This is a genomic window from Actinomycetospora chibensis (assembly GCF_028737215.1).
GTDB classification, from domain to species: domain Bacteria; phylum Actinomycetota; class Actinomycetes; order Mycobacteriales; family Pseudonocardiaceae; genus Actinomycetospora; species Actinomycetospora chibensis.
Genome location: NZ_JAQZAM010000031.1, coordinates 1 through 20,430 on the forward strand (window position 1 = coordinate 1; position 20,430 = coordinate 20,430).

General features: G+C 72.1%; 27 protein-coding genes. 16 read left to right on the forward strand and 11 right to left on the reverse strand.

Annotated features, from left to right (window positions below; all coding sequences use genetic code 11):
* Window positions 1-467: 467 nt before the first annotated feature.
* The 10 genes from PH189_RS28360 to PH189_RS28405 all read left to right on the forward strand — a co-directional run bounded on the left by PH189_RS28360 (window position 468) and on the right by PH189_RS28405 (window position 7,990).
* Window positions 468-1,637 carry a pentapeptide repeat-containing protein gene (locus PH189_RS28360; protein ID WP_274192216.1) on the forward strand — a complete coding sequence of 390 codons (1,170 nt, stop codon included), beginning with the start codon at window positions 468-470 and terminating at the stop codon, window positions 1,635-1,637.
* 1,214 nt (window positions 1,638-2,851) lie between these two features.
* Window positions 2,852-3,394 carry a universal stress protein gene (locus tag PH189_RS28365; protein ID WP_274192217.1) on the forward strand — a complete coding sequence of 181 codons (543 nt, stop codon included), beginning with the start codon at window positions 2,852-2,854 and terminating at the stop codon, window positions 3,392-3,394.
* A gap of 153 nt (window positions 3,395-3,547) precedes the next feature.
* Window positions 3,548-3,850 (forward strand): fluoride efflux transporter FluC, encoded by a 303-nt coding sequence (locus PH189_RS28370; RefSeq protein WP_274192218.1) that lies wholly within the window; start codon window positions 3,548-3,550, stop codon window positions 3,848-3,850.
* Complete coding sequence (locus tag PH189_RS28375) at window positions 3,847-4,158, forward strand: fluoride efflux transporter FluC (protein ID WP_274192219.1); 312 nt, start codon at window positions 3,847-3,849, stop codon at window positions 4,156-4,158. Before PH189_RS28370 ends, PH189_RS28375 begins: the two co-directional genes overlap by 4 nt.
* A 221-nt stretch (window positions 4,159-4,379) precedes the next feature.
* Window positions 4,380-4,727 (forward strand): hypothetical protein, encoded by a 348-nt coding sequence (locus PH189_RS28380; RefSeq protein WP_274192220.1) that lies wholly within the window; start codon window positions 4,380-4,382, stop codon window positions 4,725-4,727.
* Window positions 4,728-5,178: 451 nt separating this feature from the next.
* Window positions 5,179-5,415 carry an FmdB family zinc ribbon protein gene (locus PH189_RS28385; protein ID WP_274192221.1) on the forward strand — a complete coding sequence of 79 codons (237 nt, stop codon included), beginning with the start codon at window positions 5,179-5,181 and terminating at the stop codon, window positions 5,413-5,415.
* Window positions 5,416-5,499: 84 nt separating this feature from the next.
* On the forward strand, window positions 5,500-6,171 hold the full coding sequence (locus PH189_RS28390) for an AmiS/UreI family transporter (protein ID WP_274192222.1): 672 nt from the start codon (window positions 5,500-5,502) through the stop codon (window positions 6,169-6,171).
* Between the two features lie 59 nt (window positions 6,172-6,230).
* Window positions 6,231-7,484 carry a formamidase gene (fmdA, locus tag PH189_RS28395; protein WP_274192223.1) on the forward strand — a complete coding sequence of 418 codons (1,254 nt, stop codon included), beginning with the start codon at window positions 6,231-6,233 and terminating at the stop codon, window positions 7,482-7,484.
* Window positions 7,485-7,682: 198 nt separating this feature from the next.
* Window positions 7,683-7,820 (forward strand): hypothetical protein, encoded by a 138-nt coding sequence (locus PH189_RS28400; protein ID WP_274192224.1) that lies wholly within the window; start codon window positions 7,683-7,685, stop codon window positions 7,818-7,820.
* Window positions 7,817-7,990: a hypothetical protein gene (locus PH189_RS28405; RefSeq protein ID WP_274192225.1), complete on the forward strand. Its 174-nt coding sequence runs from the start codon at window positions 7,817-7,819 to the stop codon at window positions 7,988-7,990. The genes PH189_RS28400 and PH189_RS28405 overlap by 4 nt, the downstream gene beginning before the upstream one ends.
* A 93-nt stretch (window positions 7,991-8,083) precedes the next feature.
* Here PH189_RS28405 and PH189_RS28410 read toward each other — a convergent pair whose 3' ends face one another.
* Window positions 8,084-8,530, reverse strand: a complete 447-nt coding sequence (locus PH189_RS28410) for a winged helix-turn-helix transcriptional regulator (protein WP_274192226.1) — start codon at window positions 8,528-8,530, stop codon at window positions 8,084-8,086.
* A 101-nt stretch (window positions 8,531-8,631) separates the two neighbouring features.
* Here PH189_RS28410 and PH189_RS28415 point away from each other — a divergent pair, with 101 nt between their 5' ends.
* Genes PH189_RS28415 through PH189_RS28425 form a run of 3 tightly spaced genes read left to right on the forward strand, consistent with a single transcriptional unit; the run spans window position 8,632 to window position 9,742 of the window.
* Window positions 8,632-9,021: a tautomerase family protein gene (locus PH189_RS28415; RefSeq protein WP_274192227.1), complete on the forward strand. Its 390-nt coding sequence runs from the start codon at window positions 8,632-8,634 to the stop codon at window positions 9,019-9,021.
* 41 nt (window positions 9,022-9,062) lie between these two features.
* Complete coding sequence (locus PH189_RS28420; protein ID WP_274192228.1) at window positions 9,063-9,353, forward strand: ArsR/SmtB family transcription factor; 291 nt, start codon at window positions 9,063-9,065, stop codon at window positions 9,351-9,353.
* Window positions 9,350-9,742, forward strand: coding sequence for a VOC family protein (locus PH189_RS28425; protein ID WP_274192229.1), 393 nt, complete (start codon window positions 9,350-9,352; stop codon window positions 9,740-9,742). The genes PH189_RS28420 and PH189_RS28425 overlap by 4 nt, the downstream gene beginning before the upstream one ends.
* Before the next feature lie 44 nt (window positions 9,743-9,786).
* Here PH189_RS28425 and PH189_RS28430 read toward each other — a convergent pair whose 3' ends face one another.
* The gene (locus PH189_RS28430; RefSeq protein WP_274192230.1) at window positions 9,787-10,356 is read right to left on the reverse strand and encodes a hypothetical protein; all 570 of its coding nucleotides are present in this window, start codon (window positions 10,354-10,356) and stop codon (window positions 9,787-9,789) included.
* Window positions 10,357-10,653: 297 nt separating this feature from the next.
* Here PH189_RS28430 and PH189_RS28435 point away from each other — a divergent pair, with 297 nt between their 5' ends.
* Window positions 10,654-11,436, forward strand: a complete 783-nt coding sequence (locus PH189_RS28435; protein ID WP_274192231.1) for a GAF and ANTAR domain-containing protein — start codon at window positions 10,654-10,656, stop codon at window positions 11,434-11,436.
* On the opposite strand, the gene PH189_RS28440 is transcribed toward PH189_RS28435, so the two are convergent.
* Window positions 11,433-12,116: a VOC family protein gene (locus tag PH189_RS28440; RefSeq protein ID WP_274192232.1), complete on the reverse strand. Its 684-nt coding sequence runs from the start codon at window positions 12,114-12,116 to the stop codon at window positions 11,433-11,435. The two genes, PH189_RS28435 and PH189_RS28440, sit on opposite strands and share 4 nt — an antisense overlap.
* Before the next feature lie 93 nt (window positions 12,117-12,209).
* Between PH189_RS28440 and PH189_RS28445 the strand changes: the two genes are divergently transcribed.
* On the forward strand, window positions 12,210-12,434 hold the full coding sequence (locus tag PH189_RS28445; RefSeq protein WP_274192233.1) for a hypothetical protein: 225 nt from the start codon (window positions 12,210-12,212) through the stop codon (window positions 12,432-12,434).
* Window positions 12,435-12,444: 10 nt separating this feature from the next.
* Here the strand turns inward: PH189_RS28445 and PH189_RS28450 are convergent, their stop codons facing one another.
* Window positions 12,445-12,801, reverse strand: coding sequence for a MarR family winged helix-turn-helix transcriptional regulator (locus tag PH189_RS28450; RefSeq protein ID WP_274192234.1), 357 nt, complete (start codon window positions 12,799-12,801; stop codon window positions 12,445-12,447).
* Window positions 12,802-13,082: 281 nt separating this feature from the next.
* Here PH189_RS28450 and PH189_RS28455 point away from each other — a divergent pair, with 281 nt between their 5' ends.
* Window positions 13,083-13,745 (forward strand): maleylpyruvate isomerase family mycothiol-dependent enzyme, encoded by a 663-nt coding sequence (locus PH189_RS28455; protein ID WP_274192235.1) that lies wholly within the window; start codon window positions 13,083-13,085, stop codon window positions 13,743-13,745.
* A gap of 13 nt (window positions 13,746-13,758) precedes the next feature.
* Here PH189_RS28455 and PH189_RS28460 read toward each other — a convergent pair whose 3' ends face one another.
* The 7 genes from PH189_RS28460 to PH189_RS28490 all read right to left on the reverse strand — a co-directional run bounded on the left by PH189_RS28460 (window position 13,759) and on the right by PH189_RS28490 (window position 20,325).
* Window positions 13,759-14,604 (reverse strand): hypothetical protein, encoded by an 846-nt coding sequence (locus tag PH189_RS28460; RefSeq protein WP_274192236.1) that lies wholly within the window; start codon window positions 14,602-14,604, stop codon window positions 13,759-13,761.
* Window positions 14,605-14,645: 41 nt separating this feature from the next.
* A complete protein-coding gene (locus tag PH189_RS28465) occupies window positions 14,646-15,812 on the reverse strand; it encodes a hypothetical protein (RefSeq protein WP_274192237.1) in 1,167 nt (388 codons plus the stop codon).
* The gene (locus PH189_RS28470; RefSeq protein ID WP_274192238.1) at window positions 15,809-16,321 is read right to left on the reverse strand and encodes a CvpA family protein; all 513 of its coding nucleotides are present in this window, start codon (window positions 16,319-16,321) and stop codon (window positions 15,809-15,811) included. The genes PH189_RS28465 and PH189_RS28470 overlap by 4 nt, the downstream gene beginning before the upstream one ends.
* Window positions 16,322-16,448: 127 nt before the next feature.
* Window positions 16,449-17,936 (reverse strand): lanthionine synthetase LanC family protein, encoded by a 1,488-nt coding sequence (locus PH189_RS28475; protein ID WP_274192239.1) that lies wholly within the window; start codon window positions 17,934-17,936, stop codon window positions 16,449-16,451.
* Window positions 17,933-18,757, reverse strand: coding sequence for a polysaccharide deacetylase family protein (locus tag PH189_RS28480; RefSeq protein ID WP_274192240.1), 825 nt, complete (start codon window positions 18,755-18,757; stop codon window positions 17,933-17,935). Before PH189_RS28480 ends, PH189_RS28475 begins: the two co-directional genes overlap by 4 nt.
* Window positions 18,758-18,763: 6 nt before the next feature.
* Window positions 18,764-18,925: a hypothetical protein gene (locus tag PH189_RS28485; protein ID WP_274192241.1), complete on the reverse strand. Its 162-nt coding sequence runs from the start codon at window positions 18,923-18,925 to the stop codon at window positions 18,764-18,766.
* A gap of 71 nt (window positions 18,926-18,996) precedes the next feature.
* Complete coding sequence (locus PH189_RS28490; protein WP_274192242.1) at window positions 18,997-20,325, reverse strand: glycosyltransferase family 2 protein; 1,329 nt, start codon at window positions 20,323-20,325, stop codon at window positions 18,997-18,999.
* Window positions 20,326-20,430 lie beyond the last annotated feature (105 nt).

Genomic DNA, 20,430 nt, shown 5'->3' on the forward strand with positions numbered 1-20,430 from the left:
CCCGCACGAGCGGCCCGGCAGGGCAGAGCCCGCGCCGCCGAGGGAGAGACCCCGAAGCTGAGCCTGGCTACTTCGACGGAAGTCAAGCTCATGGGAACTCCAGGTACATGGGCGAGCCTTCGGCGCTCGACTCCCTCCGGTGAACTCGCTGGTCTGCACGAACTGAGCGAGGCAGACGGCGCTCGGGAAGACGGGAGGTGTCGGCTGCTGGCAAGCGAGCGCACCCAGCGCTCATACTTCTTGTCTGTGGTTCCAGACGTCACGAGCAGTAACGTGTGACTAACTAGGTGCGAAGTTGGTACGTGAGCAGAGCCGTGGATGTCGACCCGAGCGGTGAACCGAACCGTTCCTCTCGTCGTGGTGTTCCAAGGCAAGTGCCTGGAAAGCGGGTGGAGCCCTCGCAGCCGATCTCTTACGTCGCGCTGATAGGAGGGGGAGTCGCCGTAATAGCGGTGACGGTAGTGCTGATGGTCTGGTTGCTCTATATCGCTCGAGAGCCGGTCCCGCCGCCCCAGGCGGGGGCACCAATTGCGCCCAGCGGAGCGGTGCAGATCGACGCGATTCGCACCGCTCTTACTGCCGGTGTTGGCGTGGGCGGAGCCGTAGCTTTGCTGCTTGCCTTCCGTAGGCAGAGGCACTCGGAGGAGACGTCGATCCTGGTTCATCAGGCGACGCTCGCTTCGGAGGCAGACGCGCTCGAGCGGCGAACGACCGAACTCTATACGAGTGCCGCAGAGCAACTTGGGTCGGATAAGGCGCCGGTTCGATTGGCTGGACTCTACGCTCTCGATCGCCTTGGTCAAGATACAGCGAGTCAGCGCCAGGCAGTCGTTGGAGTGTTGTCTGCGTATCTCCGAATGCCCTACGAGCCACTTCGCGATCCCTACTCCAGAAGGCTCGAGGGAACGAGCTTGCTTCTGCCTCAGTGGATAGAGAAGGAGTTGGCGAGTCGGCACCCGCCGGAGGAGGTCGGTACTGCTCAAGCTTCTCCTTCGGCGTCCGAGGGAAAGGAAGACGAATCTGCGCGATCTGCCAGGGAGGAACTTGAGGTCCGCCGTACTGCGCAGCATCTCTTAGGGTCCCACTTTCGCAAGATCGGCCATCAGGAGGACTTGAGCAACTATTGGACGGAGGTGGAGAATGTCGATCTCAGGGGCGCTGACCTGGTCGATTTTGAATTGAGGGAATGTCTCGTTCCCAATGTTAACTTCGCCGGCGCCAGGTTCTACGGCCACACACGGTTCGAGCAATCCATCTTTACGTCCGCGAGGTTCGAGAACGCCACCTTTGAGGGCTTCGTGTCGTTCTCTTTCGCGCGCTTCGAGGAGACACCGAGCTTCGCCGCGATAAAGTTTGCGGGTCCTGCAGATTTTGGTGGAGCGTTGTTCGATACTGCAATGATGTTCATCCAATCGTATTTTGGCGGCAGCGTCGATTGCTCTTTCACCAAGAGTGTCAAGGAGGCCACATTTATACAGGTTTGGTTCGGAGGTCCCGCCAGCTTTAAATCCTTCGAAGGCTCCGTGCGATTTTTGCGATGCCGTGCCGCGTATGATTGCAAGCACAATTGGCCCTCCGGTTGGGAATTGAACCAGCCGCAACCTGATGGGCAAGCACTCCTTAACCCCATTGACTGACATAATCTGTGGGCACACTTCTTCGTAGTCGGGGCCACCTCGTGCTCGCGCTCGCGGTGCCTCAAGAACCACCGCGGCTGGCTCGCGTCCGGGATGTGGGGCGCGGGCTCAGTTTCGAGACGTGGCTCGCGGCCAAGTTGTGGCTGGCTCACCTGTAACTGAGTCGTGTAGCAACGTCGCCGGTCCCAGTCGGGCGCGTTCCGGTCGAGGCAGAGTGAAACCGCAGGCCGGAGAGCTCTCTAAACTTCTGTAGCACCTCGGCAGGGGACTACGGATCAAAAGGTAGATGACCGGGCGCGCGGAAGATCGCCAAGCACCTCGGCACACATCCGGCGCGCATGCGCTTCGAGACGGGCTGTCGGGCGCAGTCACGGGTCGAGACCAGCCGACGGCGCTGACCTGCGGCTTCCAGAGATGTGCTTTCTCAGACGTTCCCTGGATGAGTGAGGAGAGCGCGGCTCGACCGTCACTTTCGTGGAGTCCAGTGAGCGACTCGACGACGAACATGCGACGAACACAGCAGGCAGACGAACCGCGACAGCTGCGAGCCAGCACGGCACGAAACCGCAGCTCCAGGGCCTCGCCGGGGCACCCCCCGGAACGCCGCAGGCGACCCAGGGGACCTTCACACCGAAGAGGTCACTGGTTCGATACCAGTATCGCCCACGCACCAAGGCCCTGGTCACAGGCTCGCACGAGCCGCCGACCAGGGCCTTCGTCATGCCCGGCGAAGATCGATGCAGCAGGAATGCAGCAGCCATCAGCGGCCTCCCTTGTCCTCGTCGTCGTCCGGGCCCGGAAGGCGGTGCGCCCGAGGGGGCCGTCGATCTCGTTGGCCGGTGGACCTGCACGCGCCGACGGCGCCGGAAGTGACCTGCCGCTTTCGTAGAAGGGCACCGTGCCCGCCCGGACTCCCCCTCCGCCTCGTGAGGTGGTCGGAGCCCGCGCGCCGAGCGAGGGCCGAGATGTCACTGATGCCTCGGGTTGTCCATCTTGAGGCGTCACGGGAACTCATCTACGTGGAGCTCGCCGGCGCCGGATTCGTCGCCGACCCACACAGTCGGGTCCTGGGCGAGCTGCACGAGCTCGCTCAGGCGCACCTGGCCGGGCGGCGATGGCACGTTGCCGTGCGCGCCGGACACGACCGCGGCTGAGCACGGCGGTCGTCCGTCGTCGGCCCGATCGTCCGACCCGATAGCTGGAAGGAGCGACTCATGAGTCGCGCGGAGCCTCCCGACGAGGCGCACGACGCCCAGGCGCCCGGCCCCCAGGTGCGCACCGAGGGGCCCCGCCCGGGCTCGGAGCCGACCGCCCACGTGGTGCTGGGCTACCGGGCCAGCCCGTACGGCGAGGCGGTGCTGCACCACGGCGCCGACCTCGCCGTGCGGCTGGGGGCAGCCCTGCACGTGGTGCACGTCGTCGACCTGTCCGACTACCCCATCGACCCCGACTCCCCGGACTGGGAACAGCAGGCACAGAAGACCCTCGCCGCTGAGCAACACGACGTGGAGTCCGCGCTGGCCGATCTGCCGGGTTCGTGGACCTACCACGCCGCGCACGGCGACCCGGTCGCACTGTTACGCCAGGTCGCCGACCACTACGACGCGCTCATGTTCATCGTCGGCAGCCGCGGCGAGAGCGCCGGGGGTGTGATCAGCCGCCTGCTCGGCACCCGACCCTCGGTATCGCACGGACTGATCGCCCGCACCCACCGGCCCGTGTTGGTGATCCCGCCGCACGCGGCCGACGAGCCCTGACCGGCTCCCAGCCAGACCTCAACGGGTCACGACCCTGCTCCGCCCGGCACCCGATCGTCTCGGGAGGTCCCTTGCCCGACAACCACGACACCACCCCGATCAACGATCGCGCGAACGACGACGACCACTCCGCGTCAGCGGTTACGAGTCGACATGCCGAGGGCGGCCCGCACGCCGGCGACCCGCCCGATGGGGGTGCTCGTCGTTCTGGTCACCGAGGCCCGGCAGGCGCATCCCGTCCTGCGGCCCTTCCTCGGAGTCGGAGTGCTCGGCGGCTTCACCACGTTCTCCAGCTACGCGGTCGAAGCACACGAGCTGCTCTGCGGCCATCATGTGGGAGTCGCCGCGCTCTACCTCGTCGCCACCGTCGTCGCGGCGCTCCCCGCGGTGCTCCTCGGGCTCGCCACGACCCGTCGGCTCGCGGGCCTGACCGGTCCACGAAGGACTCGATCATGACCACGACCGCAGGCCTCCTCGTGATCCTCGGCGCCGCCGTCGGAGCCCCCACCCGCTCCCTGACGGACCGATGGCTCCAGTCCACCCATGGCACCGGCCTCCCCTGGGGCACCTTCACCGTCAACATCGTCGCGTGGTTCGTGCTCGGCTTGGCCGCCGTCGCCAGGGCGTCGCACGCCGTTGCTGTCCTGATCGGCACCGGGTTCTGCGGGGCTCTCCACCTGGTCAACCCTCGGCTACGAAACCGTCCGGCTCGCGGAAGACCGCCGCGGCACCCAGGCCGACGAGCACCGAGACGACGATGTTGAAGGCCGCTTGGGTCCAGGCGCCCCAGGACGTTCTCGCACGCCGGCGCCTCGACGCGGGTGCCCGCCCGACGAGGTTCTGGAGGACACCTCTCTCAGGTGGTCCCGGGGGGCTCGGAGGGACACGATGGTCTCGCCGTGACGACGACGTCCCGTCCGCAGCTCCAGCACGACGGCGACGGCTCGGGATCACGCCCCTCGACGTCGCAACGGAGACAGCGCCAATGGCTGACGATGACGGTCAAGACGATTCTCCTTCCCTGAGGGGGCGGGACGACAGCTGGGAGCCTCCGGAGAAGCACCGGGCGGCAGACCGGTTCGCCGGGCGCAGCCTGCGCAGCGCGCAGGCGATCACGGATGCCCTGGCGGAGGCCGGTGTCGTCGACGACGGCGTGGTGGTCGTCGACAGGCGCGCTCCGCGCCGTGGGCTCGGCGATCTGGAACGCCTGCTCGACTCCGCCCTCGAGGAGGTCGAGGAGGACGCCCCGCCCGCACCGGGGGCTACTGGGCCTCACCGCGTGCCGCCGAGCCCCGACGATCCCGACGGCGCTGGGCAGACCGGGCCTCGGTGAACCACGCACACCCAGAGCGGAGCGAAAGGGACGCCCACGACGCGCGGGTGGTACGAGCGTGAGGGCTGCCCGTGCAGGACGGGGTACCAGCAGCGCTCGCAGAGCGGCGGCACACGGTCGCCGCTCCACGGCCGTCGGATCATCGCGTCCGTGCCCGCAGGGTCACGGGCGGCGCCAGCCGCAGTTTCGAGGTCTGCATGGTCGGTACGCCCTCCTCGAGCTCGGGTATTACCCCATCGGTGACGGGCGGAGCGGCCGCGGGCACTCCTGCGACGAGTGCACCGTGCCGGTCGCCCAACGGCGGGGAGGCAGCCGCTTGCCGCCGATGACAGGCCACCGCGCGGTGTCCCGACCGTGGCCGAGGCGCAACCCGGGGCCCTTGCGCGGTTCCCTGCAGGGAGGCGACTCTCAGACGTCCGAGCGCGACGAGAGTCGGACCACGGAGGTCGCGATGGCTACCTACGCCTATCGCTGCCCCGCCTGTGGTGACTTCGACCTGACACGCCCGATGGGCGAGGCACCGGACCGCGCGGTCTGCACGCGCTGTGGTGCGTCCTCGCCGCGGCGGTGGGACGCGCCGTCGCTGGCCGGGATGAACCCGGCACTGCGTTCCGCGTTGGCTCGCGAGGAGGCCAGCCGGGACGCACCCGAGGTGGTCCGACGCTCGCCCGGTGGCGAGCGCCGCTAGTCGTTTCGCCCCGGCCGAGCGGGACCGCGCCGCCGCACCGGGATCTCGGGAGGTCGACGACGCCCGCCCGAAGGAGGACGTGTCGTGGCATCGGTAGGTCTGTTCTACGTCGGAGCCGTCCTGTTCATCAACGGCGTGATGCTGCTCGGGAGGGTCGAGCCGCGGGCCGGCGCGATCATGAATCTCTTCGTCGGTGGCCTCCAGGTGGTCACCCCGACGTTCCTGATCTTCACCGCGAACGGGGACCAGGACACCATCCTGCTGGCCTCGGGGCTCTACCTGTTCGGCTTCACCTACCTCTACGTCGGGATCGGGTTGCTGGCCGGGCTGGACTCCACCGGTGTCGGCTGGTTCTCGTTGTTCGTGGCCATCGCCGCGCTCGGCTACTCCTTCATGAACTTCACGCGACTCGAGGACGCCCCGTTCGGCGTCATCTGGCTGTACTGGGCGCTCCTGTGGTCTCTGTTCTTCGTCCTGCTGGGGCTCAAGCAGGAGTGGCTCACCCGCTACACGGGCTGGGTGGCCCTCATCGAGGGCTGGGTCACGGCCGCGATCCCGGGCTTCCTGCTGTTCTCCGGCTACTGGTCGACCTCCAGCACCACCGCGATCGTGCTTGCCGTCATCGGCGTGGCGATGGTGCTGATCCTGCTCCCCACCGCACGCCGTGACCGCCGTGAACGCGGGGGGCACGCCGAGCCGGTGCCCGCCCCCGAGCCGACCGCACCGGCCCCTGAACGCCCGGTCAGCACAAGCTGAGCTGACCGTTCCACCCCACCGGCCGGGTTGGGAACCGGGCCGCCCGAAGGAGGATCACCATGCCCGAAGTCGTGTTCTCGGTGGACCAGGGCAAGTCCATGCGCGACCAGGCCGTACCCGGCCACAACCGCTGGCACCCGGACGTCCCGGTCGCGACGATGGTCCGCCCGGGGAGCGACTTCCGAGTCGAGTGCCGCGAGTGGACCGACGCGCAGATCGGCAACAACGACTCCGCGAACGACGTCCGTGACGTCGACCTGTCCCGGGCGCACATGCTCTCCGGACCGATCGGCGTGGAGGGCGCGGAGCCGGGCGACCTGCTCGTGGTCGACATCCTGGACCTCGGCCCGGTGCAGGCACCCCAGGAGTTCGGCGACGCCCCGGGTCAGGGCTGGGGCTACACCGGGATCTTCGCGCGGGAGAACGGCGGAGGGTTCCTGACCGACTGGTTCCCGGAATCGGCCAAGGCGATCTGGGACTTCCGTGGCCAGGTCGCCACCTCCCGCCACCTCCCCGGTGTGCGATACACCGGCATCACCCACCCCGGGCTGTTCGGCACCGCGCCGTCGGCCGATCTGCTGGCCCGATGGAACCGTCGCGAGCAGGCCCTCATCGATCGCGAACCCGACCGGGTGCCTCCGCTGGCCCTCCCGCCGCTGACCGACAACAGCCTGGGCGGCACGGCCACCGGTGAGGTCGCCGACCGGATCGCGCGGGAGGGCGCGCGCACCGTCCCCGCACGGGAGAACGGCGGGAACCACGACATCAAGAACTTCACACGGGGAAGCCGCGTCTTCTACCCGGTACACGTGAACGACGCCAAGCTCTCCGGCGGCGACCTCCACTTCAGCCAGGGCGACGGCGAGATCACCTTCTGCGGGGCCATCGAGATGGGCGGCTTCATCGACTTCGGCGTCGACCTGATCAAGGGCGGGATGGAGACCTACGGGGTGACGACCAACCCGATCTTCATGCCGGGCAACGTCGAGCCGCGCTACTCCGAGTTCCTCACGTTCATCGGCATCTCGGTGGACCACGAGACCGACACCAACGAGTACCTGAACGCCACGCTGGCGTACAAGAGGGCTTGCCTCAACGCCGTCGAGTACCTCAAGAAGTTCGGTTACTCGGGAGAGCAGGCCTATCTCCTCCTGGGCTCCGCGCCCATCGAGGGGCGCGTCAGCGGCGTTGTGGACATCCCGAACGCCTGCTGCTCGCTCTACCTGCCGACGGCGATCTTCGACTTCGAGGTGCGCCCGTCGTCGGCCGGCCCGGTGTCCGCCGACCGCGGGATGGCGGCGATCACCAGCTGAGCGCGGCGCCGGAGGCGCATGTCGTCGGTCACTGGTTCGATACCAGTATCGCCGCCGCAGGCCAGAGGCCTGATCCCGTCCCGCTGGGGGTCGGGCAGTACGGTGCAGGGAAGGGCATCGGGTCTCGTCCCGGGGTCGAGTGCTCCGTCGGCCCCGGGACGTCGTGGCTTGCTGGCGGCCTCGCAGGACTCCGAGCGGATGAGCGAAGCCAGCTACGCGACCATCGCAACCTTCGGCAGAGACCTGACCCGAGAGGCCGTCAGCCGGCAGGGCCTGCACGAGTTCATCGTCCCGCGGGTGCGCCAGCACGGCGGCGTTGTGAGCGGCACTGGATGATGGATCGCGAGGCCCGAGAAAGCGTTGCTGTTGTCACCTTCACCTCTCGTGACGCCGCCGAGGCCTTCCGTCGGCACGTCGCCGACAACGCCGAGAACCAGGCCGCGGCCGGTGTGGAGCTGCGGCGGATCAGGCTCGTCGAGGTCGAAGCGAGTTTCCTCAGCCCGTGAGCCGCCAGGGGCCGGGCCCGGTGCTCACGGACTCGCGCCCCGCGATAGGGGGGTCGAGCGAGCCCGCTCCGCCCTACGACGTGGTCGACGGCCCTACCAGGCCCCGGGCTCGAGCTCCGCGGTCATCTCCCGCCAGGCGAGGGGTTCCGCGCAGTGGCTGCAGGTCACGCGCGCCTCGGCCGGGTGTCCGCAGGTGCGGTGGACCAGGCGCACCGGCGCGACGTCGTTCTTGTACGTGTCGCCCCAGCTCATCAGCGTCACGAGGACCGGGTAGAGGTCCGCGCCCTTGCGGGTGAGGCGGTACTCGTGGCGCGGCGGGCTGTCCTGGTAGGGGACGCGGTCCAGGACGCCCTCGGCGGTGAGCAGCCGGAGCCGGTCGTTGAGGACGTTGCTGCCGATGCCCAGCTTGTCGCGGAAGTGGTCGTAGCGGCGCTCGCCGCGGAAGCACTCGCGCAGGATCATCATCGTCCAGCGCTCGCCGATCACCGACCACGTGCGGGCCACCGAGCAGTAGACGTCCTGCAGATCGTCGTGCTTCACGGGCGCCACGGTAGGACACTCTTCGAGTCCCAGCAGCTTGCGCGTCCGTAGGGCCTCTGTCACGGTCGGACTCGAATCGAGTCCCACCCGTGGAGGATGACGTGCCCTTCTACCAGTTCACCGTGCCCACCGGCGGAGCGACGCTGGCTCACAAGGCCGAGGTGGCCGCCGCGATGACCAAGGTCCACGCCGAGGTCACCGGTGCTCCGGGGACCTACGTCCAGTGCTCGTTCACCGAGGTCGCGCCGGGCAGCGTGTTCGTCGCCGGCGAGGCGGTGGAGGGGCCCCGGATGGTCGGGCTGATCCGGTCCGGGCGCTCGCCCGAGGTGCGTGCGAGGCTCATCAACGGTCTCGCCGACGCCTGGTGCGCGATCACCGGCGACGCCAAGGAGGACCTCGGCATCTTCATCGTCGAGATCCCGGGCGCCAACGTGATGGAGGCCGGCGTGATCCTCCCCGAGAGCAGTGAGGACGTCGGTGCCATCCTCTGAGTCGTTGACAGGCAAGTCATGACTTGCCTAATGTTCCCGCCGTGGGCGACGTCTTCAAGGCGCTGGCCGACCCCACCCGGCGCACGATCCTCGACGAGCTGACCGACCGGAACGGTCAGACGCTCTTCGAGCTCTGTGGCCGCCTGACGATGAAGCACGGGCTCAGCTCGACGCGGCAGGCGATCTCGCAGCACCTCGACGTCCTGGAGGCCGCCGGCCTCGTCGAGACCAACCGCGAGGGCCGGTACAAGTTCCACCACATCAACACCGGGCCGTTGCGGACGATTGTCGAGCGCTGGCTGGCGGGGGACACGGAAAGGGGACCGACGTGAGGATCCAGATGGCGAGCGTCTTCGTCGACGACCAGGAGAAGGCGCTGCGGTTCTACGTCGACGTCCTCGGCTTCATGACGAAGCACGACATCCCGTTGGGCGGCGAGGACCGCTGGCTCACCGTGGTGTCCCCGCAGGACCCCGACGGCACCGAGCTGCTGCTGGAGCCCAGTGGGCACCCGGCCGTGCGACCCTTCAGGGACGCGCTCGTCGCCGACGGCATCCCCTTCACGCAGTTCACGGTCGACGACGTCAAGGTCGAGTACGACCGGCTGCGCGCTCTCGGCGTGACCTTCACCCAGGAGCCGGTCGACCTGGGCCCGGTGACCACTGCGGTGCTCGACGACACCTGCGGCAACCTCATCCAGATCGTGCACCAGTCCGGATAGGCGGCTCCCGATCCGCTCCCCCGCGGCGGCCCGCAGGTGCTCGTTCATCGTCGTCTTCTCTCGTGATCGAGTATCCGCTCGCGCAGCCCTGCGGCGAGGCCCGCGACGGTGAGCAGGTCGAGGAGCCCGCCACCGACCCGGGCCAGGCGCAGGCGGCGGACGCCCGCCATGCGGAAGCGGAGGTGGACCCGGGTGGCGGCCGCGCCTGCCGCCCGCAGCGCGATCGTCCAGCTGATCCGCAGGTCCCCGCGCGCCGACCGGTGGACGAGGACCTCCGGGGCCCGGTGGGTGACGATCTCGAACGTGGCGCCGGGCCCGCCCCAGTCCGCGATGACGTCGCCGGGGCGCAATGACGGGATGCCGGGATCGAGGTGGCGGAGCGCCCGTCGCGAGCGGGGGATCAGTGTCTCGACCCAGCACGGGAGGTACCAGCCGGCGCGGTCCTTGCCGAGCTGGTCGAACCACGGCCAGACGAGGTCGGGCGGGCCGGGGAGCGTGAAGCCACGATCCATGACGACCTGGGCGTCGGGAACGAGGTCGTCGCCCGGCAGCTCGGCGGCGGCCTCCTCCGCGGTCGGGCCGATGCCGAGCTGTCCGTCCACCGGTCGGATCACGGGGTGACTGTCCCACCGCGGCCGGCGGACTCCTGTGGCTCGCCCCACGTGCCGTGTCCCTGGATGACCGTCACACGCGTACCAGTAAAGTAGCGGGGCCGCGGTCGAGCAGACGGCCGCTTCGTGGATCGGGGCGCAGGCGAGGCCGGCGCTTGCCGGGTCTCTCCGCGCCGACGGTCGCCGGTACCCCGCCCGGGACGGGTCGCCGGCGCGCGACGGTGGAGATCGGCAGTGCGGCACGTCGTCCGGTTGCTGCCCCGCATCTCTCGTCGCGACCGCAGAGGTGGGAACAGCACGGTGCACCCGGGGCAGGCTGACCAGCTCGTCGTCGCTCTGCGCAGAGCGGCCCGGACCCTCCTGGATCGGCGCAGTATCCGGGATCTCCCACGGACGTTGTCGGAGATCGTGACCGCGGCCGTGGAGACGGTGCCCGGCGCGACCGCGGGCGGTCTCTCGGTGACGGAGGACGGGATCATCGACTCCTGCAACCCGACCAGCCGCGGCATCTCCGAGCTGGACCGGCTGCAGGGCGAGCTGCACGAGGGCCCGTGTGTCACCGCCCTCGAGTGCCCGGCCGAGGACGGCGCGGTGATCGCGGAGGACCTCGCGGGGGCCGACGCGCAGCGGTGGCCCCGGTTCGCGCCGGCGGCGGTGGCCGCGGGGTGCCGCTCGATGCTCTCCACCCAGCTCGCGACGAACGGGCGGACGCGCGCCGCGCTGAACCTCTACGCCGCCGAGCCGGGCGTGTTCGACTCCGAGGCGCGGCTGCTGGCGGGCCTGTTCGGTGTCCAGGCCGCGATGCTCCTCCACGGGAGCGAGCAGGCTGCCCACCTCGCCCGGGCCGTCGACAGCCGCGACGTCATCGGCCAGGCCAAGGGCGTCCTGATGGAGCGCTTCGGGGTCGACGAGAACCAGGCGTTCCGGATGCTCGTGGAGTCGTCCCAGAGCACCAACCTCAAGCTCGTCGACGTGGCGCGCTGGCTCCTCGGCGAGGTCGCGCGCCGGGGCGCCCGGCGCGGGCCCGCGGACACCGCCCGGCTCGACGCCTCGCCGGTCGGTCCCTCCCCGTCCGGCAGCTAGCTTCCCAGCACCACGGGGCCGTCGGGGGTCCGGAGCTCGGCGCGCAGGAGCGGCGGTCCGTCGGCGACGGTGACGCAGCCCGAGAGCCCGAGGTCGGCGAGCCGGCGGCGCAGCGCGGGAGCGTCCGGCGAGGCGAGGACCAGACGCTCGAGCCGGACGCCGGCGTCGGGCATCCCGTCGGTGGGGTGGGCCCCATCCCAGGCGATGAGGCTCGGCACCAGGCCGCCGCCATCTCCGCCGCCATCTCCGCTGCCACCGCCGCTGCCACTGTCGCTGCCACCGCCGGGGAGCGCGCCGTCGGCGGGCACCGTGAGGGTCCACGACAGCGCGTCGCGGGAGAGCCGCAGGCGTTCGCCGTGGTCGTCGGGGCCGGGCGGGAGGACGGCGGGGCGGGCGACCCAGTGCAGCAGTCGCGGGCCGTCAGCGAGGCGCGCGCGCACGCCGGGTTCGTCCAGCCCGAACCAGCGGGGCCGACCCGGCGCTGGAGCGTCGGGATCGACGGCGATCAGCTCGAGATAGGTGCTCCCGCCCAGACCCAGCAGGGCGTTGTGGGTGCCGAAGCCGGCGTGCCGACCGCCCGCCCCGAGCCGGACCCCCAGCTGCTCCTCGAGGGCCGGCACGCCGCGGGCGAGGTCGGTGGCGGCCACGACGAGGTGGTCGACGGCGGGTGTCGGTGGCACGGAGGCGACGGTACGGCGCCAGGCAGCCCTCGAACCCGCGTGCGCGGCGCCCTGAGCGGGGTGCCGCCAGGAGCGCCGCGTACGGTTCTCCGCATGCCGGGCATCACGTGGCCGCCGAACGACACCGACCGGAACCGGTTCCTGTGTCGCCTGCAGGTCGCGCTCTACGTCGCGGCCGCCCTGTACTTCGGGGCGTTCGCGCTGGCGACGGGGGCCTTCGTGCCGTGGGCGATCTTCACGGTCGCGCTGGCGGCGGCGCTCGTGACGGGCGCGGCGATCCTGCTGATGAGGGCTCAGCGCCAGGGTCCGGGGCGCTGAACCGGGCGGATCAGCCGGTAGGCGCTGCGGAGGCGACGGTCTCCCATCGCCGTGACAGGGCGTCCAGGTGGACGAGGAGCTGGTCGACGTCGATGGCGTGCTCCGCCATCAGCTCCCGTTCGAGTTCGCGTGCCCGGCGGTGCACCCGGGCCAAGGCCTCCCGTCCGTCGTCGGTGAGCCCGAGCAGCTTGCGCCGCCCGTCCGCAGGCGCCTGCGTGCGCGCGATGAGTCCGCGGTCCTCGAGCCGCCGGCACACGTCCGCCATGGTGGAGCGGTCGAGCGCGACGGTGTGGGCCAGAGAGCCCTGATCGAGGTCCGGATGGGCGTCCACCGTGACGAGCACGGCGTACTGCGGTCCGGTGAGCACCGGATCGACCCTGCGGGCCCAGGCGGCCGTGTAGGCCTGGTGGAGGCGCCGGGCGAGATAGCCCGGTGCGTGGCGTATGGCGTCAGGGGTGGCTGGGCCACCCTCCGGATTCGTCCCGTCCCCCTCGCGTGACATTCGTCCACTCTGACACAACCGAGTGACACACAACTCGGTATGACGTGCGGGGAGGGCGACGAACGGTCGACCGATTCAGTTCACCGGACGTTCGGTCGGTTTTCCCGCGGAACACACGGTAGCGCCGGGTGAGAGGCTCTCACGCCGTGGACGGCATCACGGAATGGACCCGCGCGCAGGAGCGCGTCATCGACCTCGTGACGGACCTGCCCGCGGCCCGAGCTGCGGCGACCGTGCCCGCCTGCCCGGACTGGACGGTCCGTGACCTGCTCTCGCACATGGTGGGGCTCGGCGCCGACGTCGTCGCCGGGGACGAGCCCGACGACCACAACGAGGCGTGGACCGCGCAGCAGGTCGAGGCCCGGCGCGACCGGGACGTCGACGCCCTCGTGGCCGAGTGGCAGGGGCTCGCGGAGCCGTTGCGCGCGTGGATGGCCGAGCACGGCACCCGGCCGCTGGGTGACGTCACGATCCACGAGCAGGACCTGCGCGGCGCCCTCGGTGTGCCAGGCGGCCGGGACACCCCGGCGATGGCCGCGATGCGCGAGCGCTTCGTGCAGCGGTTCGCGGCCCGGCTCGACCCCGGGCTGCCGCCCGTCGCGCTGACCGGCGACGGATGGTCGTGGGCGTCGGGGGACGGCGAGCCGGCGGTCGAGGTCCGGACGTCGGACTTCGAGCTCGCCCGCGCGCTGATGGCCCGGCGCTCCGCGGCCCAGCTGCGGGCGTGGACGGTGCGCGGTGACGTGGAGCCCTACCTCGACGCGTTCGCGACCCTGGGTCCGCTGCCGGACCGGGACCTCACCGAGTAGCGCACCGACCGGGTCAGCGGACGGCCCGCGGAGCCTGGCTGGGGAACAGCAGGCGCACGTCGTCGATGGTCACCAGCCGCAGGTGGATGACCTGCTCGACGACCGCGATGCGCCACCCGCGCGTCTTGTCGTTGAGCCGCAGGCCCCGCAGCCAGCGCTGCGCGTGCCGGAACGCCTCGCTCTGCGTCTTGGGGCTGGGCGCGGGACGGCCCTCGGCGCGATGCCACTCCGCGATCTGGTCGGCGTCGCCGTGCACCTCGCGCGACGCGTTGCCCGCCCCGGCGGTGGCGGCGGCGATCAGCGTCGGGCCGCAGGCCGCGACCAGCACCGACCACCACGTCTCGGCGGTGGGCAGCGAGGTGTCGATGGTGCGTCCGCCGGCGAGGCCCCCGCTGGTCGTGACGCCGGCGGCCGCGGTGGGGGCGAACCGCAGCAGCGCCAGGGTCAGCTCCTGGCCGTCCGGGAACCAGAGGCCCAGCGAGGAACGGTCGTCGCGGACGAGCAGGCCGTTGCCGGTGCGGATGCGGTCCTTGCCGGGGACGCCGGGCACGAACAGGGTCAGCAGGCCACCGTGCCGCTGCCGGTTGATGATCAGGTAGGCGTCGTCGCGGACCTCGATCTCGACAGCCAGCCGTGACACGCGGTCGTCGGGGACGGCGATGTGCCGTGCGGCGCCCGCGCCTGCGCCCTCGCCGGGCCGGCGGCCGGTGCCGTCACCACGCCCGATCGTGACCCGCTCGCCCCAGGGGATCGACTGGGCGCGCTCGGTGCGGACGTCGAGGACGGTGAGGCCCCCGAGGGCCATGCGCGGGGTGCCGGGGGCGGGGGCCCGCGGGGCGCGGGCGATCGGTCGCGTCACGACACCTCCCGTCCACCGTGGGCGGGCGGGCCGGACTGCTCCTAGCCGCCCCCGTTGCGGCGGGGTTCCGCCGGCCGACCCCAGGATACGCGGGGACGGGCCCGGGTCTCCTCGTCGCGGGGACCCCCGACGGGTGTCGGGGCGCGGCCGCGCGTGGCGTCCCGGGCCATGTCGGCGACCCGCTGCACGAGCGTCGCGCCCGGTCGGGGTCCGGGCCGGGAGCCTGGGGCCGGCGTGACGACGGTCGTCCGCGTCTCGGGCTTCCCGGTGTGCTTCTGGGTGTGCTTCTCGGTGTGCGGGGTGCGGGCACCGCCTGCTCCCCGGGACCCCCCGACGGTGTCCCGGGGAGCCCCGGCCGGCCCCCGCGCCTGAGCCGGCCGAGGTGGGGGCGGAAGAGCCCGCCCGGGCCGGCCGCCTGCCCGCGGCACGGCCGGGCGGGGCCCGGGTGAGGACGGCGGACGGCCGGAGCCGTTCGCCGGGACGGCGGCCGCGACGGGTGCCGCGACGGGTGCCGCGATCGCCGCCGGCGGCGGGGACGACAGCGACGACGGGGTCGGGTCGACCGCCGAGGCCGTCGCCACGGGTGTCGCGGCCGGACGGGAGAAGGCCGCGGTGACGAGCACGCGCCCGACGGGGACGTCGGCGCCCGCGAGCAGGTGCAGGAAGGTGCGCTCGGCGAGGCGGCGCGCGTCGGTGTCGCGGGCGTGCTCGAGGTAACCCGAGAGCAGCTCGTCGGCGAGCACCTCGAGCGGCCAGCGGGCGGCCACGTCGGCCAGGTCGTCGGGGTGGAACTCCACCCACAGGTGCGGTGCCGCGACGCGCTGGCCGCGCGGCGTCCACACCAGCGACTCCTCGGACGCGAGCCGCCGGGCGGCCGCGCGGATCAGGCCGTCGCCGTGCACCCAGGGCCGGCCGAGCAGCCCGCGCACGGCACGACGCAGCCGGTCCGAGGGCGTGGGCGGGGCGAGGTCCGTCGTCGGCAGGGCCTCGAGCACCTCCGCCGAGCCGTCGCCGCCGCGCGGACCGCGCCCGGTGGAGGACACGACCATCCACGCCAGCCCGGCGGTGCCGGCGACGAGGACGAGAACGAGCAGGGCCAGGACGAACGAGCCGGAGGCGAGCCAGGTCAGGAGCAGGAGGCCGAGGGCGGCCGCGCCGACGAGGCGGGGCCAGGTGAGGGCGGAGCGGGCAGTGGTCCTCGGGGTCATCGCGCACCCCCGTCGGCGAGCGTGGCGCCCCCGGAGGGCAGCAGCGTGAGCGGGTTCGGCAGGTGCGTGGCGGCGGCGCCGAGCACGGAGCTGTCGCGGGCCGCATCGCCGAGGCCGGTCGGGCCGAACGCGGACACGACCCCGGCGGCCAGCACGAGCAGCATGAGCGCGAGGGCGCCGTGGGCGACGACGCCGAGGGCGCGGTCGGGCAGACCGGGTCGGCGGAACCCGCCGCCGCGGCGGGCGGCGAGGGTCTCGCCGAGTCGGCGGCCCACGCCCCAGCCGACGAGGGCGCCGACGAGCGCGGCGCCGATGACGATCGCCCCGCGCGAGACCGTCGCGTCGGGCGCGACGAGCAGCGGCACCAGCCAGCGGGCGAGCGCACCGGCGATCAGCACCCCGGCCACGGCGCCGGCGGCGCGCAGGACGAGTCCGGTGCCGCCCCGACGCCAGCCGCGCAGCGCGGCGATCAGGACCACCGCGAGCACCACCAGGTCCACGACGGTCACGGGAGCCTCCTCGATGTCCCTGCATGTCCGGGGTCGCACACACGACTCCGGCTGACATCGAGTCAACCCGCGCGGACACGGCCCCGGCGGCGGGCGATCGGGAACTAATTCCCCGCCGGGGACGCGCCTACCCCGTGGCCGGGCCCTCCAGGGGCACGAGGACCTCCTGCATTCCGGGGCTGTCGACGGGACCGCCGGCGAGCCGGCTCAGGAAGCCGATCACCCCGGCGGAGCCCCAGTGCCACGAGGGCTCGCGACCCAGGGTCCACGTCCCGTTCTGTCGGGTCGCGCCCCAGTGGCCCTCCGGGGTGGCGACGGCGAGCAGCCAGGCGCGGGCATCGCGGGCCGCCGCGGTGAACTCGCCGTCGCGGGTCACGCGGCCCAGGGAGTCGAGGAACCAGCCGGTGCCCGCGGCTCCGCTGTTCGTCGAGGCGTGGACGGTCGGGCTGCCCTCGTACTCGGCCCACGCCAGGCCCACCGGTTCGTCCAGGGCGACGCTGACCAGCCACCGGCCCGCGCCGCGCGCCCGCTCGAGGTGGCGGGGGTCGCCGAGGATCGCGTGGGCCTGCAGCGACACCCAGCCGATCCCGGCCGCGCCCTCCTCCATGCCCGTGGCCCTGTTCGGGTTGTCCGGCGTCAGTGCTTCCGACCCGGCGCCGAGCAGTATCGGCCAGGCCAGGCCCCCGCCGGCGGGTTGCGCGGTGCGGTCGAGGAAGCCGAGCGCGGCCTCCGCGTCCCGGCGCCAGCGTTCGTCGCCGGTCGCCTGGTACATCCGCAGGAAGACGAACGCCGCGCCGGCGGTGCCCGAGAGGAACCCGGTGTTGCGCCGCGGCTCGTCGGCGCGCTCGGGCAGCCCGCCGTCGTCGTCGAGGCGGCTGGACAGGTACGCCGCGCCGCCCGCGGCGTGCGCGGCGAGCTCCGGGTCGCCGGTGCGCTCGGCCATCACCGAGAGCGCGTAGACGATCCCGGCCTGGCCCTCGCCCATGCCGTGCCGGTAGGAGGGCGGCTCGCTCCCGCCGTCGACCCAGGCCCACCGGCACATCTGGGGGCACGGTGCGCCGTCGACGCCCTCGGCGCGGTCGAGCACCCAGCGCAGCGAGTCCCGGGCGCCCGCGCGGTAGCGGTCGTCGCCGGTGGCATCGCCCAGGCGCCACAGCACCTCGGCGACCCCGGCCGCGCCGTCGTCGAACGAGGTGTAGGCGCGCGCTGCCGGGCCGTCGGGGTTGACGTAGTCGGGCACCCGGCCGCCCCGCGACGCGCCCAGCAGGAAGTCGCCCGCGGACCGGGCCCCGGCGAGGTGGCGCTCGCGGGCCGCCGGGTCGGGGGTCGCCGCGGCGAGGGCGAGCAGCCCGTGCGCGATCCCGGCGGCGCCGACGTCGCGGTCGGTCTGGCGGTTCGGTGCCTGGATGGCGCTGGTCCACGCGCGGGCGCCGGGCGGCCCGCCGGCACCGAGCGGGTCCGGGATGCCGTCGTCGACGAGCCGGTCGGCGAACGCGTCCGGGAGCGGCGACGGCGTGGGTCCCGTGGGCTCCGCGGCGGGGGCGCGTGCGCAGGCGGCCGCCAGAAGGGAGACAGCCAGCAGGGCGGCGGCCAGCACCAGGAGGAGCCGCGTCATCGGGGGACGACGGCCGCGCGCGACCCCGAGTTGACCGCCGAGGGCGTCGGGGACGGGGCCACGACCCCGAACGTGAACCCGCGGGCGCGCAGCGCGTCGATGGCCCGGGGCAGGTACTCGAGCTGGGCGGGCGGGCAGCCGACCGTGTCGCCGGAGTCGTGCAGCAGGATCATCGCCTGGTCCACGGACTCGGTGAGCACGTAGTCGACGAGCGCGTCGGCGCCCGGGCACTGGAAGTCGCCGGGCTTGTTCGACGTCCACTTCCAGTGCACGCCGTTCGACATCCCCAGGCGTGCCAGGACGGCGTCACCACCGGGGGAGGGCTGGCCGAACGGGTAGCGGAACAGCGTCGGGCGCACCCCGGTGATCTCGGTGAGCACCTCGTTCGTGCGCTGGATCTCGACCTCGGCCTCCTCGGGTGTCAGGTCCGGGAACCACGGGTGCTCCCAGGCGTGGTTGGCCACGACGTGGCCCTCGTCGTGCACGCGTCGCACCAGCTCGGGATGCGCCTCGGAGTGGTCGCCCTGCAGGAAGAAGGTGGCGGGCACCCGCTTGGCGGCCAGGACGTCGAGGATGTACGGGGTCAGCTGCGGGGACGGACCGTCGTCGAAGGTGAGCGCGACGCGGGGCCCCGGGCGCGCCTCGGGCGAGGGCGGCAGCGCCTGGTCGAGCGCGGTCGGGACGTAGCGGGGGCCGGCGACGGTCTCGTCGGACGCCGTCCCGGCCACCGACGAGGCGACCGAGATCACCACGGTGCCGAGCAGCGCGAGGAGGAAGAAGAGCAGCGAGCGGACGTTGCGACGCCGGTCGTCGAAGGACACGCGACCTCAGCGGAACGGCCGCAGGCTGCGGCGCACGATCCGCACCACCAGCAGCAGCGTGAACAGCACGGTCACCGCCATGAGCACCGCCGCGATGGCGTTGATGCCCGTGGCCGCGGCCAGCGCGAAGCCGGTGGTGCCGCCACCGACGGCGCTCGTGAGGTACATCGAGTGCTCCCCGTACATCCCCGCGGTCCGTCCCTTCTCGATTCCTCGTCCGACATGTCGTTCTCGTGCGGCTACCAGGCCTGCCGGCGGGCGTTGAGACACCGCCACGCCGAAACCACCGCACACAGCTCCAGGAAGAACCCGTAGAAGTCCTCGACGATCAGCACCGCGACGATCGCCACGTCGCGCCACCCGCGGTCGGGCACCCGCAACATCGAGGTCATCCGCTCCAGCCACATCACGGCGAGCGGGATGAGCCCGATCAGCGCGTACCGGAACGGCACCGCGTAGATGATCATCAGGGCGAGCATCGTCAGGAACAGCACCCGGAAGAACACGCTGAACCCGAACAGGACGTAGGACAGGCAGTCCTGCCGCGTCGCGGTCGACCAGCCGCGCTTGAGGCACTCGTCCATCCCGCCGCGTCCCCACCGCATGCGCTGGACCCAGAGTTCGCGGAACGAGGCGGGCGGGGTGGTGTAGACGTGCGCCTTCCGGGCGGCGGCCACGCGGAAGCCGCGGGCCTTGAGCTCCAGGGTCAGCGCGTAGTCCTCGATCAGCGACGTGCCGTCCCACGGCTCGCCGGCCTCGCGGGTGGCGGCCACGGCCTCGAGGGCGACGTTGCGGTACATCGCGGCGGCGCCGCTGGCGACCGAGACCTTCCAACGGCGCAGGTCGCGCAGGTCGTCGTAGCGGGTGTACTCGAGGCGCTGGAGCCGCCAGACCAGGCCGCGGCCCGGCGTCGCCCAGTACCGGGCGCAGACCGCGCCGAGCACGGCGTTGCCGCGCAGCTCGTCGGCCATCGCCGCCACCGTGTCCGGCAGCAGCACGGTGTCGGCGTCCATCGTCAGCACGAGGTCGGCGCCGCGCGCGGTCTCCCGCCAGCCGTGGTTGAGCGCGCCGGCCTTCTTGTCCGGGTTGTGCGCCATCTCCAGGACCGTCACCGGGTACCGGCGGGCGATCTCGGCCGTGCGGTCGGTGCAGTTGTTGGCCACCACGACGACCTCGGCGATGTGCAGCCACTCGGGGACGTCCTGCGCGAGCAGGCCCTCCACCGTGGCCGTGATGCCCGCCTCCTCGTTGTGGGCCGGCACCAGGACGCTGACGGTGGTGACCCCCGTCGCGGCGCTCGTCGCACGGCGGGTGCCGCGGCCGGTGCGGGGTGAGGCGGAGGCGACCGTCGTCGCCGGGGCTGCGGCCTCCGGTACCGCGGCCGTGGCCGGCGTGGGGGAGGGCGCGATGGTGGTGCGCAGCGTGATGGTGGGCGCGTCGTGGTCCGAGGAGCGGCGGGCCGGGCGGGTGCGGACACCCACGGGCCCGGTCACCGGGTCGGCGGGGACGGAGCTGCGCGGCGGCGTTGCGCCCGCTCGTCCGACCCGTACGGCCTGGCTGCTCGTCACGTCACCTCGCTCGCGTCACCGTGTGCTCACGTCCGTGGTCGCTGCTCACTCGATCGGTGGGCGACCTGCGAGGCATACCGTACACAGACCGGATTTCGTTACACC

Excerpts from the sequence above, each read along its gene's own strand:
- PH189_RS28360 (WP_274192216.1), top strand. The coding sequence starts at position 468 with ATGGTCTGGTTGCTCTATATCGCTCGAGAGCCGGTCCCGCCGCCCCAG.
- PH189_RS28365 (WP_274192217.1), top strand. The coding sequence starts at position 2,852 with ATGAGTCGCGCGGAGCCTCCCGACGAGGCGCACGACGCCCAGGCGCCC.
- PH189_RS28370 (WP_274192218.1), top strand. The coding sequence starts at position 3,548 with ATGCCGAGGGCGGCCCGCACGCCGGCGACCCGCCCGATGGGGGTGCTC.
- PH189_RS28375 (WP_274192219.1), top strand. The coding sequence starts at position 3,847 with ATGACCACGACCGCAGGCCTCCTCGTGATCCTCGGCGCCGCCGTCGGA.
- PH189_RS28380 (WP_274192220.1), top strand. The coding sequence starts at position 4,380 with ATGGCTGACGATGACGGTCAAGACGATTCTCCTTCCCTGAGGGGGCGG.
- PH189_RS28385 (WP_274192221.1), top strand. The coding sequence starts at position 5,179 with ATGGCTACCTACGCCTATCGCTGCCCCGCCTGTGGTGACTTCGACCTG.
- fmdA (WP_274192223.1), top strand. The coding sequence starts at position 6,231 with ATGCCCGAAGTCGTGTTCTCGGTGGACCAGGGCAAGTCCATGCGCGAC.
- PH189_RS28400 (WP_274192224.1), top strand. The coding sequence starts at position 7,683 with ATGAGCGAAGCCAGCTACGCGACCATCGCAACCTTCGGCAGAGACCTG.
- PH189_RS28405 (WP_274192225.1), top strand. The coding sequence starts at position 7,817 with ATGATGGATCGCGAGGCCCGAGAAAGCGTTGCTGTTGTCACCTTCACC.
- PH189_RS28445 (WP_274192233.1), top strand. The coding sequence starts at position 12,210 with ATGCCGGGCATCACGTGGCCGCCGAACGACACCGACCGGAACCGGTTC.
- PH189_RS28465 (WP_274192237.1), bottom strand. The coding sequence starts at position 15,812 with ATGACCCCGAGGACCACTGCCCGCTCCGCCCTCACCTGGCCCCGCCTC.
- PH189_RS28475 (WP_274192239.1), bottom strand. The coding sequence starts at position 17,936 with ATGACGCGGCTCCTCCTGGTGCTGGCCGCCGCCCTGCTGGCTGTCTCC.
- PH189_RS28485 (WP_274192241.1), bottom strand. The coding sequence starts at position 18,925 with ATGTACCTCACGAGCGCCGTCGGTGGCGGCACCACCGGCTTCGCGCTG.